The organism is Vibrio taketomensis (genome assembly GCF_009938165.1).
Classification (GTDB): Bacteria; Pseudomonadota; Gammaproteobacteria; order Enterobacterales; family Vibrionaceae; genus Vibrio; species Vibrio taketomensis.
This window is the reverse complement of record NZ_AP019649.1, coordinates 1,781,228-1,793,515: the sequence shown is the minus strand read 5'-3', so window position 1 is coordinate 1,793,515 and position 12,288 is coordinate 1,781,228. Positions and strand designations below refer to the sequence as shown.

Annotated in this window: 11 protein-coding genes, 1 pseudogene and 1 other annotated feature; of the genes and pseudogenes, 4 read left to right on the top strand and 8 right to left on the bottom strand. The window is 46.0% G+C overall.

Annotated features, from left to right (window positions below; translation table 11 throughout):
* Nucleotides 1-89 precede the first annotated feature (89 nt).
* Nucleotides 90-953 (top strand): hypothetical protein, encoded by an 864-nt coding sequence (locus tag Vt282_RS08185; protein ID WP_162046146.1) that lies wholly within the window; start codon nucleotides 90-92, stop codon nucleotides 951-953.
* Nucleotides 954-1,040: 87 nt separating this feature from the next.
* Here the strand turns inward: Vt282_RS08185 and Vt282_RS08180 are convergent, their stop codons facing one another.
* From Vt282_RS08180 to trpL2, 8 genes and pseudogenes are all read right to left on the bottom strand, one after another.
* Complete coding sequence (locus Vt282_RS08180) at nucleotides 1,041-2,300, bottom strand: dicarboxylate/amino acid:cation symporter (protein ID WP_162046147.1); 1,260 nt, start codon at nucleotides 2,298-2,300, stop codon at nucleotides 1,041-1,043.
* Nucleotides 2,301-2,613: 313 nt separating this feature from the next.
* Entirely contained in the window at nucleotides 2,614-3,420 is an 807-nt protein-coding gene (gene trpA / locus Vt282_RS08175; protein ID WP_162063105.1) for a tryptophan synthase subunit alpha, read from the bottom strand.
* Nucleotides 3,420-4,610 carry a tryptophan synthase subunit beta gene (gene trpB, locus Vt282_RS08170; protein WP_162046149.1) on the bottom strand — a complete coding sequence of 397 codons (1,191 nt, stop codon included), beginning with the start codon at nucleotides 4,608-4,610 and terminating at the stop codon, nucleotides 3,420-3,422. Before trpB ends, trpA begins: the two co-directional genes overlap by 1 nt.
* An 11-nt stretch (nucleotides 4,611-4,621) precedes the next feature.
* A pseudogene (gene trpCF, locus Vt282_RS08165) lies at nucleotides 4,622-6,048 on the bottom strand (bifunctional indole-3-glycerol-phosphate synthase TrpC/phosphoribosylanthranilate isomerase TrpF).
* 9 nt (nucleotides 6,049-6,057) lie between these two features.
* The gene (gene trpD / locus Vt282_RS08160; protein ID WP_162046151.1) at nucleotides 6,058-7,056 is read right to left on the bottom strand and encodes an anthranilate phosphoribosyltransferase; all 999 of its coding nucleotides are present in this window, start codon (nucleotides 7,054-7,056) and stop codon (nucleotides 6,058-6,060) included.
* Between the two features lie 11 nt (nucleotides 7,057-7,067).
* Nucleotides 7,068-7,658, bottom strand: a complete 591-nt coding sequence (locus Vt282_RS08155) for an aminodeoxychorismate/anthranilate synthase component II (protein ID WP_162063104.1) — start codon at nucleotides 7,656-7,658, stop codon at nucleotides 7,068-7,070.
* An 11-nt stretch (nucleotides 7,659-7,669) separates the two neighbouring features.
* Nucleotides 7,670-9,235, bottom strand: coding sequence for an anthranilate synthase component 1 (locus Vt282_RS08150; protein ID WP_162063103.1), 1,566 nt, complete (start codon nucleotides 9,233-9,235; stop codon nucleotides 7,670-7,672).
* A 125-nt stretch (nucleotides 9,236-9,360) separates the two neighbouring features.
* Nucleotides 9,361-9,478, bottom strand: a sequence feature (Trp leader region).
* Nucleotides 9,425-9,550, bottom strand: a complete 126-nt coding sequence (gene trpL2 / locus Vt282_RS08145; protein WP_162063102.1) for a tryptophan operon leader peptide — start codon at nucleotides 9,548-9,550, stop codon at nucleotides 9,425-9,427. Its footprint overlaps the feature before it by 54 nt.
* An 80-nt stretch (nucleotides 9,551-9,630) precedes the next feature.
* Here trpL2 and rnm point away from each other — a divergent pair, with 80 nt between their 5' ends.
* From rnm to rluB, 3 genes are all read left to right on the top strand, one after another.
* The gene (gene rnm / locus Vt282_RS08140) at nucleotides 9,631-10,494 is read left to right on the top strand and encodes an RNase RNM (RefSeq protein ID WP_162063101.1); all 864 of its coding nucleotides are present in this window, start codon (nucleotides 9,631-9,633) and stop codon (nucleotides 10,492-10,494) included.
* Between the two features lie 54 nt (nucleotides 10,495-10,548).
* The gene (locus Vt282_RS08135) at nucleotides 10,549-11,172 is read left to right on the top strand and encodes an L-threonylcarbamoyladenylate synthase (RefSeq protein ID WP_162063100.1); all 624 of its coding nucleotides are present in this window, start codon (nucleotides 10,549-10,551) and stop codon (nucleotides 11,170-11,172) included.
* Between the two features lie 124 nt (nucleotides 11,173-11,296).
* Complete coding sequence (rluB, locus tag Vt282_RS08130; RefSeq protein WP_162063099.1) at nucleotides 11,297-12,247, top strand: 23S rRNA pseudouridine(2605) synthase RluB; 951 nt, start codon at nucleotides 11,297-11,299, stop codon at nucleotides 12,245-12,247.
* Nucleotides 12,248-12,288: the final 41 nt, after the last annotated feature.

Sequence of the window (12,288 nt, the reverse complement as noted above, 5' to 3'; positions counted from 1 at the left end):
AACACAGTTCTGTACCTATAAATATACTAACAGCAGACAAGTAACACATAGCATGGAAGAGTGATATTTTTGGTATTAGTGGGATGTATATGAGTAAGGTTGGAATCGCGCTACTCTCCGTTTTAGTCATTAGCGGTTGTAGTAAAACCAGTACAGAGATAGTAAAAGCAAGTTACTCTGCTTTTGATGACAAAGTCTCGGTAGGCAGTGCGTTAGATAAGCGCAAGTTGTGCAATAGTGTTGAGTGGAATGAATTTGAAACTCTAGCCGGTGAACGTATCGTTGAATATAAATGTCACCTAAAAGGCGCCAATCAATATTTGCAAACTGTTCATGATCTCCAGCCAGAGTTAATGAAAGAAAAGCAATTTTATCGCCGTTATCAAGATATTGAACGCCATTATCAATGGCATTTAGATATTCCTAAATATGTACCGCAAAAAATCGCCAAATGGGAATTAGAACGTCAAGGTGCTGAAGATAAAATCGCAGATATTCAGGTGGAAATGGAGTCATTGCACCCTGAATCGTTGGCGTACCAGTATAAGATAGAGCGCATTGAAAGGTATCAGACTTATATTAATGAGCTAAACCAGAAAATTGGTGAAGAAACTCAATTGTTAGCGAAATTCAGCGAGCAAGCAGTGATGAAGCGTTACTACGCAGCTGTAGAGAAAATGGATAGAAAGATAGCCTCATTAATTGATGATAAGTTTGGTGACTATGATTTCATTGATGCGACGCAACGCTTCCAATGGACAATGAGTAGTGATGATCTGCCAGTATTAAAGCACTCTAGCATCGACTTTGTGAGCTCGAGCGGTAAAGTGTTTGAACGTTCATTATCTAAAGATGAAGCGCTTAAAGAAGCATTTGCCAATGATATCTCAAGTATCGAGCAAAACACTTATGTCAAAACCTATCTTGAGAAGCTAGGTTATCAAGACATTTAATTTGTCGTTTCAAATCGAACAATAAAAGTAGAGCCACTCATTGAGTGGCTCTACTTGTTTAGGGGCTTGTTGTATCTAAGTTTTATATCAAGCTTGTTGTTTTTCTAGCTCGGCTTTCTCGATGGCTTCGTCTTCAATTAAAGCATCCACAATCACGGCACAAGCAGCATCACCAGTGATGTTCAGTGCGGTTCGAATCATGTCAAAGATTCGGTCTAGAGCAAACAGCAGTGGCAGACCTTCAATTGGAATCCCTGCTGCCAGCAGCACTGCCACAACTAGGAATGATGGACCAGGAACACCGGCTTGACCGACAGCGCCAAGGGTTGAAGTGACGATAATCGCAATGTAAGCCCCCATGCCAAGCTCAATGTTGAATAATTGAGCAAAGAAGATAGCAACGAGTCCGTAGTAGATCGCATTCCCCGACATGTTAATCGTCGCACCCAGTGGGAGTACAAAAGACGCAGTTGAATTACGCACTTTAAGCTCGTGCTCTACCGTGTCCATAGTGACTGGAAGTGTTGCCATTGAAGAAGCCGTAGAAAGGGCAACGGCTTGTGGTTTTTTCATGGCGCTGATGAACTGTTTTGCCGATGTTTTGGTAAAGATGTGAATCATTGCTGGATAGACAATAAAACCGAAGATCAGAATTGCCGCGACATACACAACGAACAGCTTGAACACTACCATTAGAGCGCCAAAACCAAAGGTGCCAACCGCTTCTGCCATCAAACCAAATACGCCGATAGGGGCAATGATCATTACTTTATTGATCATCCAGACCATTGCATCAACGATGCAGTTTACACCGTTAATAATAGGCGCTCGGCGTGACTCTTCCTGGCGTGAAATTGCAACACCAAAGAAAAGACAAAACACTAAGATTTGGAGAATGTTTGCTTCGTTTAGTGATTGGAAAACGTTGGTTGGGATCATACCAGTGATGGTTGCCCAGAAAGTAGGTAGTTCACCTTTTGAAGCGTATTCGGATGAGAACATGCCTTCGACACCAGAAATGTCGATGCCAATACCCGGTTGGAAAATTACGCCCATTACCAAAGCAAGAGCGACAGCGAGTGCAGAAGTTAGGCCGAAGTAGCCGAGAGTGACAGCACCAACTTTTCCGGCTGAATGACTGTTACCAAGGCCGGCAGCTCCTGAAATAAGCGCCACAGCGACCAATGGAATGACCAGCATTTTAATTAGATTGATAAAAATAGCGCCAAGTGGGGCGAACATTGCTGCGCTTTGACCCATGGTTGCGCCAACGGCAGTACCAATGATCATTGCAATGACGACTTGAACACCAATATTGTTAAGTAGATTTTTTGTTAACACGTCCATTACCTCTGTGCTAAAATTTTCACGTTCCCAGTATTAATCACCATTCATATGTAAAATAGTGGTTAATAAATTCGGTGTAATTTGTACACTTAAAATTTACAAATGGCAACATTAAACCTAAATAACGGGCTACAAAATTGAGCATTTCATTGACATTGTTCAACAAAAAATTGGTGAACTTTATTTGTGGTCAGTTTTGCGGTCGAGGTCGTCTTTAGGCTGATTTAGGGAAGGCTTATGGGTGAGAAAGCAGAAAAAAGCTCAACATGAAAGTCATGTTGAGCTTAGTGATTAATATGTAATGTATTGAAATTTATAGGCTAGTCGCTGCTTTCATGCTGGTAATGAATACGCCCAGTTTTTCAAGCATTTGCGCGGGTTGTTCTTGGTTTGCCTCGATGATTTTTACCACCGCAGAGCCTGAAATTGCGCCAGCGGCACCTGCATCCAACGCCTGTTTTACTTGCTCTGGCTCCGAAATACCAAAACCAAGCAAAGCGGGTGGGGCATCATATTGATTGAGACGCTCTAACATATGATTAACAGGCATGTTGGCTTTGGTTTCTGCTCCGGTAACACCCGCACGCGATAGTAAGTAAGTATAGCCACTGCCGAGTTCAGCGACAGATTGTAGCGTTTCATCACTTGCCGTTGGTGGAGCGATAAATATTGGATGAATCCCGTATTTTTTGGCTGCCGTAACAAACTCAGCACTTTCATTGGTTGGGACATCCGCAATCAATACTGAATCGACACCAGCATCTGCGCAGCGTTGATAAAAGTTTTCAACACCACGCGAGAATACCAAGTTAGCGTACATTAGAAGGCCAATTGGTAAATCTGGATACTCTGCGCGAATTTTGCTGATTAGTTCAAAGCAGATATCGGGTGTGGCGCCAGATTCTAATGCGCGAATATTCGCACCTTGAATGGTTGGGCCGTCAGCCAACGGATCAGAGAACGGAATGCCTAGCTCAAGTGCATCGGCACCTGAATTGGCTAGTGTACGCATGATCTCAAGCGATTGTTCTGGGTTTGGGTCACACACGGTAACAAACGGTACGAATGCCCCTTGCTTTTTTGCTGCCAAGCGTTCGAACATCAACTGATAACGATTCATTAGAACACTCCCTTTTCTTGCAAAATTGCGTGTACGGTAAAGATATCTTTATCACCACGGCCGGATAAGTTAACGACTAACAGCTGTTCTTTCTCTGGGTTTGAACGAGCCATGCGTAGCGCGTGCGCTAATGCGTGCGCTGATTCCAAAGCAGGAATAATCCCTTCACTGCGAGCGAGCTCTTGGAAGGCATCCAGCGCTTCATCATCGGTGACGTTATCGTATTCAGCGCGACCAATTGCATTGAGATAAGCATGCTGTGGGCCCACAGAAGGGAAGTCGAGACCGGCAGAAACCGAGTAGGACTCTTCCACTTGGCCGTTAGGGTCTTGCATTAATGGCGCTTTCATACCGAAGAAAATACCGGTTTTTCCGTGCTTCAGTGGCGCTCCGTGTTGGTCAGTATCAATACCTTTACCTGCAGGCTCCACACCAATTAAGCGCACGCTCTCTTCGTCAATAAAATCAGCAAACATACCGATAGCGTTTGAACCGCCACCAACACAAGCAATCACCGCATCGGGAAGACGACCTTCACGAGCTAAGATCTGATTCTTAGTCTCCTCACCGATGATGTGCTGGAATTCACGCACTATGGTTGGGAATGGGTGAGGACCCGCTGCGGTACCTAACAGATAGTGCGCGGTCTCGTAGCTGCCTGACCAGTCGCGTAGAGCTTCGTTACACGCATCTTTTAGTGTGGCGGAACCCGAATGAACTGGAATGACTTCTGCGCCCATTAGCTTCATACGAAATACGTTTGGACTTTGACGTTCAACGTCTTTCGCACCCATGTAAACGCGGCATTTTAGGCCAAGCAGTGCACACGCGAGAGCGGTTGCCACACCATGCTGGCCAGCGCCTGTTTCCGCGATGATTTCATTTTTGCCCATGCGTTTTGCTAGAAGTGCTTGTCCCAATACTTGGTTGGTTTTGTGTGCGCCACCATGAAGCAAATCTTCACGTTTTAGGTACAACTTGGTTTTGGTACCTGCGGTTAAGTTTCGAGTGAGTGTTAGTGCAGTCGGACGGCCGGCATATTCTTGCAGTAGTGACATAAATTCACTACGAAATTCAGGGTCTTCTTGCGCATCAATAAACGCTTGCTCTAGTTGGTCTAGCGCAGGGACTAATATTTGCGGTACGTATTGACCGCCATATTCGCCAAAATAGGCATTCAACTTCGCCATTGCTTCCTTCCTTAATATTTTCTAATTGCAGCAAACGCTTGCTGCAATTTAACTAAATCTTTTTCGCCTGGTGCGTTTTCGACGCCAGAATTGAGATCAAACCTAAACAACCCAATTGACTTGCTTGTTGGGCATTGTCTGCTGATAAACCACCAGCCAGCATCACTTCTTTTGGACATCCAATTAGAGCCCAATCAAAAATCTGTCCGGTACCGCCACTTTGAGTGCCGACTTGTGCATCTAATAAATGGCGTTCGATATGGCGGGGAATACGTTGAACAGATTGATCGCTCACGCCGTAAGCTTTCCAAATCTCGATCTCGGCCGGTAGTTGAGTGCGCAGCACTTCGACATATTCTTGCGATTCATTGCCGTGCAGCTGCACAGCAAATATATTAAGTTGGCAGGCAATCTCTGCCACGATCTCAACCGGATGATTTTGAAATACGCCGACATAGTTTAAAGGTGCACCACTCATCACCGTGCGGGCTGTTTCCGGGCTAACATATCGCTTGGAAGCATCAACAAAAATCAAACCACCAAATACAGCACCAGCTTGATAAGCTTTGGCTGCGTCTTCTGCTGATGTTAAGCCACACACTTTGTTTTGTCCCAAAATGACCTTTCGTACCGCTAGCTCAAGGTCGTCTTCAGCCATTAATGAACTGCCGATCAGGAAACCATCGGCAAACTGCGTGAGTTCTCGTACTTGCTGGTGGGTATAGATGCCTGATTCTGAAATCACCACCGCATCAGGCGCAAGTTGACGAATGGTCGGAGCAAGCGCTTTGGTACGATTAAGATCGGTTGAAAGATCGCGCAGGTTACGGTTATTGATGCCGATCACTTGTGCCCCTAGGTTGACTGCACGATGTAGTTCTTGCTCGTTACTGACTTCAGTGAGAATCCCCATGTTCAGTGAATGCGCGACATCGGCAAGTTCACGATATTGGTCATCATTAAGTACCGACAACATCAGCAAAATCGCATCAGCTTGGTAGTGGCGTGCCAAGTACACTTGGTAGCTATCAACCATAAAGTCTTTACACAAAATAGGCTGGTGGGCTTTGCTGCGCACTTGAGGTAAAAACTCAAAGTTGCCTTGAAAATACTTTTCATCGGTTAATACCGAGATCGCATCGGCATGGCGATCATAGGTTGAGGCGATGTAATCGAGATCAAAAACGTCACGAATCAAGCCTTTTGATGGTGAGGCTTTTTTACATTCGAGGATAAATGCGGTTTTACCTGACCTCAACGCTTGATAAAAACTTCTATCCGATGGCTCAAGCTGCTCTTGAAACTCGCTTAGCGGCTGAGTTTGTTTGCGAGCTTCCACCCATGAATATTTGTCACGTACAATTTTCGCTAACACTTCTGCCATTTGTGCTTCTTGTTTGGATACGTGTTGTGAGAGCTTATCGGATGCCAATGTCATAATGATTCCTTAACCACGTTCGGCCAGTTGCTCAACCAGTTTAAATGCTTTACCTGAGTTCATCGCATGCAGTGCACGCTGCGTATTGGCTTTGAGATCCTCATGACCAAACAAACGCATCAATAGCGCCACGTTCACCGCCACAGCGCCAAGCTGCGCCTCAGTCCCGTTACCTGTCAGAATATTGGTGATGATGGCTTTATTCTCTTCTGGATCGCCGCCTTTAATGGCTTCTAATGGGTAACGCTCTACACCAAAGTCTTCAGGGGTTAATGTGTATTCATGGATTTCGCCATCTTTGATTTCTGCGACCGTTGTCGTACCGTGAATCGCTACCTCATCCAAACCACTGCCATGAACGACCGCAGCACGCTTCATGTTCATTTTCAACATGGTTTCTGCAATTGGGCGTACAAGCTCTTCACTATATACCCCCATCAACTCGATATTAGGACGAGCAGGGTTAATCAGCGGGCCAAGAATATTAAAAATTGTGCGGGTTTTCAGTGTCTGGCGCACAGGCATTGCATGGCGTACACCACCGTGGTATTGCGGCGCAAACAAAAAGGCCACACCCAAATCATCCACCGCTTCTCGAGTGTCGTCGGCACTCATCGCTAGGTTAATACCAAATGAATCAAGTAAGTCTGATGAACCCGATTGGCTGGAAACGCTGCGGTTACCGTGTTTCGCTACTTTTAAACCACATGCCGCAGCAACAAAAGCCGCAGTAGTCGAAATATTGATGGTGTCATGCCCGTCACCACCCGTGCCCACGATATCAGCGAAATCATAATCAGGTCGTGGAAACGGTTTGGCATTATCAAGCAATGCTTTCGCTGCCCCTGCGATTTCCGTTGGAGTTTCGCCTTTGATTTTTAGTGCTGTTAACACCGACGCCATTAGTACTGGATCCAGTTCACCGCGGATAATGGTATCAAAGAGCTGCTGACTTTCTGTTTCTGTCAGTGACTGCTGGTCAAAGAGTTTATTAATGATCTGTTCCATGATGATTTCCTTTATCCGTTTTTTCTCTCTAGAGCCCAGTCGATGGCATTTGCCAACAAGGTGGCGCCATAGGTGGTCATGATTGACTCTGGGTGAAATTGAAAGCCACACACTTTGTCTTGTTCTTGAACTACTGACATCACCAAACCATCGACTTCGGCGGTGACGGTTAGGCTTTCCGGCACTGTGACTGCCACAAGAGAGTGGTAACGAGCAATAGCAAGTGGAGAGGGCAGTGATTGATAGATAGTGTGGTTTTGGTGCGCCATCATTGATACTTTGCCATGGACAATATTGCCTGCGCCCGCAACAACGCCGCCGTAGGCTTCAACAATGGCTTGATGACCAAGACAAATGCCGATCATTGGCACTTTACCTTTAAGGCGTTGAATTAACTCTGGCATGCAACCTGCGTCGGCTGGCGCACCTGGCCCTGGAGAGAGCAGCACCACAGGATTATCGAGTTTAAGTACCGCTTGTTCTATTTGCGCCGCAGCAATGTGGTTACGATAAATCGTGACGTCATGGCCAAGGGAACGAAATTGATCCACAAGGTTGTAAGTAAAAGAGTCAAAGTTATCGATGAAAATAATGTTCGCCATGTTTGCTCTCCTTACTTCGCTTGGTGCGCGGTTTGAATCGCAGTAATAACGGCTTGCGCTTTACCACGAGTTTCATCGGCTTCGGCTTGTGGGTCGGAGTCGTAAACGACACCTGCTCCAGCCTGAACTTGGGCAATGCCATTCTCAACGTAGGCTGAGCGAATCACGATACAAGTATCTAGAGTACCTTCTCCGGTAAGGTAGCCAACTGCACCGCCGTAACTGCCACGGCGTGCTTTTTCAACATCGCGAATCAGTTGCATGGCGCGAATTTTTGGTGCACCAGTCAGTGTGCCCATGTTCATACAGGCTTGGTATGCATGCAGGGCATCGAGGTCATCACGCAATTGTCCGACAACGCGAGAGACTAAATGCATCACGTGGCTGTAGCGATCAACTTTGAGTAAATCGGCAACGTGACGAGTGCCAGCGGTACTGATACGGGCGACGTCGTTACGCGCGAGGTCGACTAGCATCATATGCTCAGCGTTTTCTTTCCCGTCAGTGCGCAGTTCAAGCTCAATACGACTATCCAAATCGAAATCAATGCTGCCATCGGCGTATTTACCGCGACGGCGCGTACCCGCAATTGGGTAGATTTCAACTTGGTTAGTGTCGGTCTCGTATTTAAGGGCACTTTCTGGTGAAGCGCCAAATAAGGTAAATAGCTCATCTTGCATGTAGAACATGTAAGGGCTTGGATTGCTTTGTTTAAGAGCCTTGTAAGCGGCCAGTGGAGATGGGCAAGGTAAAGTAAAACGACGAGAAGGTACGACTTGGAATACATCACCTTTGACCACGAACGGTTTTAAATCCGAGACGATTTGGCAAAACTCATCGTCGGCAATATTGGTTTTAACCGTTACATCGTCTAATTGAACTGCTGGTGGTAGTGAGCTTGGCGCTTGGCAAGCGGCTTCAATGGCACGCATACGCAGTTCAAGTTCTGCAGCATCTGCTTTGGCATCAAAGCTGGTCGCTTGCAACAAGCAGCTCTGCGTTTGATGGTCAACAATCAGTAGCGTTTCGGCAACATAAAACACGTAATCAGGACATTGATTGCTGCTTGATGCGTTGCCAAGTGGTTCAAAGTTAGCCACTAAATCGTAGGCAAATAGACCACCAATAAACAGCGAGTGTTTGCCGTGTGGCTGATGATTAAAACTGTGTTGAATTAAACGTAGCGCGTCAAATGATGAGGCTTCACGTAGGCGAGAATCTTCATCTAGGGTATCGCAAGGCGCGGTAAAGTGCAGAGTCAGGCAATCTGACTGGTAGTCATACTCGATGGTGTCGGCAATATTTGCCACTACATGTTTTAGCAGCGCCTGGCCGTTGTTGGTCAGCGCAGTCATGGTAACGGTATGCTCTAAACAAACGATGCGCAGCGCTGAATCGACAATCATTAAGCTTTTTAGATTTTGCTTCGAATCGATTTCCGCTGATTCAAGCAACAAGCTGTCGGTTTTATGTTCGCACAAAGTATGGAATAGCTGGGTTGGATCTTCGCTGTATGGCATTTGAGCATGCAGTACGTTGATCTCTGCCACTTGGCTTAACGTGATGGCCTTGTTCACAAGACCTCCTTGTTTAAAATTAAGTTTCCTTTCTGTTACATAGTCTCGCATAAAGCGTCCTCCGACCCAATCACCCGCTCGCTAATTGCTTTATTTTTAATCGAATAAGGGTTGTTTACGTAACAATAAAAAAGCCCGCTTGGTAGAGCGGGCTTTGCGAATCTGTTTGATTTATTCTTTAGCGATAAATCAGAAATACACGTTAGCCCACCAAGAACTTGTCCAAGTGCGCCACCAAGCCAGCTCTGACGTATCGCGCTTAGGCGATGTCAACGCGACATTTGTTTTTTGCTTTGGGTTAAATTCTTGTAACATAGTGCATCTCACTAATGAACTTGTATTTGCGTACTAGTTAACTAGTATTTTTGTTCACTGTCAACCCCTAAGAAAAAAATATGCGAATAGATCTACACAGCCATACGACAGCCTCCGATGGAAGGTTGAGTCCACAAGAGCTGGTTGACCGTGCTTTAAGTTTTGATCTCGATGTATTAGCGATTACTGACCACGATACGTTAGCAGGCTTAGAGCCAGCCAAGCAGTATGTGGCAGCCAATGAATTCAAACTCAAAATTATTGATGGCATCGAGATTTCAACCGTATGGGAAAACAAAGATATCCATATTGTTGGTTTGAATGTCGATGGCAATAATCCAGAATTACTGTCTTTGATAGAAGCGCAGCAAAAAAGACGTGATGCTCGTGCTGAGCTGATTGCGAGTCGTTTAGCCAAAGCGACCCGAGAGGGTGTGTATGAAGAAGTGCGCGAGATTGCGGGCGATGCACCGATCACTCGTGCCCATTTCGCTAAATGGCTAGTTGAAAATGGCTATGCCAAAACGCTACCACTGGTTTTTAAGAAATACCTGACTCGCGGCAATCCGGGCTATGTTCCGCCGAACTGGTGCACCATGAGTGAAGCAGTGACAGCGATTCATGCCGCAGGAGGCCAAGCGGTGTTGGCGCATCCTGGACGTTATGACTTAACGGCTAAATGGATCAAGCGCCTATTGGCGGCATTTGTTGAAGCGGATGGTGATGCTATGGAAGTAGCACAACCGCAACAAGCGCAACAAGAACGACGCAATCTGGCTGATTATGCTATACAATACAATCTATTAGCATCCCAAGGTAGCGACTTCCATTATCCATCTCCGTGGATGGAATTGGGGCGCAATCTTTGGCTGCCTTCCGGTGTTGAACCGGTGTGGAAAGACTGGGGCATTGAACCCACTGTTTTCAATACTTCAGAGAGCTAAGCTCTATACCCGAGAGGCTTGATGTCACTTGGGTATATATAACGAGGAATTACCATGAGCCAGTTTTTTTATGTGCATCCTGAGAACCCACAAGCTCGCTTGATAAGCCAAGCGGTGGCTATTATCCGTAACGGCGGCGTGGTAGTTTACCCGACCGATTCTGGTTACGCTTTGGGCTGTCAACTGGAAAATAAGCAAGCGCTAGAGCGCATTTGTCAGATTCGTCGTTTGGATGAAAAGCACAACTTCACTCTGTTATGTCGTGACCTGTCTGAGTTGTCACTGTATGCACGAGTAGATAATGTCGCATTTCGCCTGCTAAAAAATAACACTCCTGGGCCGTACACATTCATCTTTAAAGGTACTAAAGAAGTGCCCCGTCGTTTGATGAATGCGAAGCGTAAAACCATTGGTATTCGCGTACCAGATAATCGCATTGCGCTAGATTTATTAGAAGCCATGGGTGAGCCATTAATGTCAACTTCATTGATTCTACCGGGTAACGATTTTACTGAATCAGATCCGGAGGATATTCGTGACAAACTTGAACATGCGGTAGATGTGATTCTCAACGGTGGTTACTTGGGTGAACAACCAACGACTGTGGTTGATTTCAGTGACGATGATATGCAAATCACCCGTGTTGGAGCCGGTGATCCAACACCATTTGAGTCGTAAAAAATCGTACTGTAATTCGGTTAAAATTTGGTGATTTCAGTTAAGCGGTTTGGTATATTACGCGACCGCGATTCAAGTCGCTTTTTTTATTCGACGTCTGAGAAGACGACACATAGGTAGATAGATGAACGAAAAACTTCAGAAAGTATTGGCACGTGCTGGTCACGGCTCTCGACGCGAATTGGAAGCGTTGATTAAAGCGGGACGAGTAAGTGTTAATGGTATGGTAGCGAAGCTAGGTGAACGCCTAGAAGACGAAAACGCTACTGTTCGTATTGACGGCCATACTGTTTCGGTTAAAGCGCAAGAAGAAGTAATTTGTCGTGTGCTTGCTTACTATAAGCCTGAAGGTGAATTGTGTACCCGTCATGATCCTGAAGGTCGTCGTACAGTATTTGATCGTCTGCCAAAAATTCGTGGCTCACGCTGGATCTCAGTAGGTCGTCTAGACGCGAACACATCTGGTCTACTGCTATTCACGACAGATGGTGAATTGGCTAACCGCCTTATGCACCCAAGCCGTCAAGTAGAGCGCGAATACCTAGTGCGCGTATTTGGTGAAGTAAACGAGCAAAAAGTTAAGAACCTAGTACGTGGTGTAGAACTAGAAGATGGCATGGCGCGTTTTGAAGACATCGTTTACGCAGGCGGTGAAGGTATGAACCATACTTTCTACGTTGCAATTAACGAAGGTCGTAACCGCGAAGTTCGTCGCTTGTGGGAATCACAGGATACGACAGTAAGCCGTCTAAAACGTGTTCGCTATGGTGACATTTACCTAGACAAAAAACTGCCTCGTGGCGGTTGGATGGAGCTATCACTGAAAGATGTGAACTACCTGCGTGAGTTGGTAGAGCTGCGTCCAGAACGTGAAACAATGCTTGATGAAAGCAAAGACGCAACATCTCGCAAACGTGAGCGTTCACGTAGTCAGAAGATCCGTCGTGCAGTTAAACGTCACGAAGAGCGTGTAAATACACCAAAAGGTCGCAGCAACAACCCTGCGCGCCGCAAGCCAAAGCCAGCAGCTGGTGCTCACGGCTCACGCAACAAAACACAAAAACCGCAACGTTAAGTATCGGTATAATCAGTAAAAAAGCAGCGTTAAGCTGCTTT

Bases quoted from the DNA above. Each gene is read 5' to 3' on its own strand.
- Vt282_RS08185 (WP_162046146.1), top strand. From the start codon at position 90: ATGAGTAAGGTTGGAATCGCGCTACTCTCCGTTTTAGTCATTAGCGGT.
- Vt282_RS08180 (WP_162046147.1), bottom strand. From the start codon at position 2,300: ATGGACGTGTTAACAAAAAATCTACTTAACAATATTGGTGTTCAAGTC.
- trpA (WP_162063105.1), bottom strand. From the start codon at position 3,420: ATGAATCGTTATCAGTTGATGTTCGAACGCTTGGCAGCAAAAAAGCAA.
- trpB (WP_162046149.1), bottom strand. From the start codon at position 4,610: ATGGCGAAGTTGAATGCCTATTTTGGCGAATATGGCGGTCAATACGTA.
- trpD (WP_162046151.1), bottom strand. From the start codon at position 7,056: ATGGAACAGATCATTAATAAACTCTTTGACCAGCAGTCACTGACAGAA.
- Vt282_RS08155 (WP_162063104.1), bottom strand. From the start codon at position 7,658: ATGGCGAACATTATTTTCATCGATAACTTTGACTCTTTTACTTACAAC.
- trpL2 (WP_162063102.1), bottom strand. From the start codon at position 9,550: ATGTTACAAGAATTTAACCCAAAGCAAAAAACAAATGTCGCGTTGACA.
- rnm (WP_162063101.1), top strand. From the start codon at position 9,631: ATGCGAATAGATCTACACAGCCATACGACAGCCTCCGATGGAAGGTTG.
- Vt282_RS08135 (WP_162063100.1), top strand. From the start codon at position 10,549: ATGAGCCAGTTTTTTTATGTGCATCCTGAGAACCCACAAGCTCGCTTG.
- rluB (WP_162063099.1), top strand. From the start codon at position 11,297: ATGAACGAAAAACTTCAGAAAGTATTGGCACGTGCTGGTCACGGCTCT.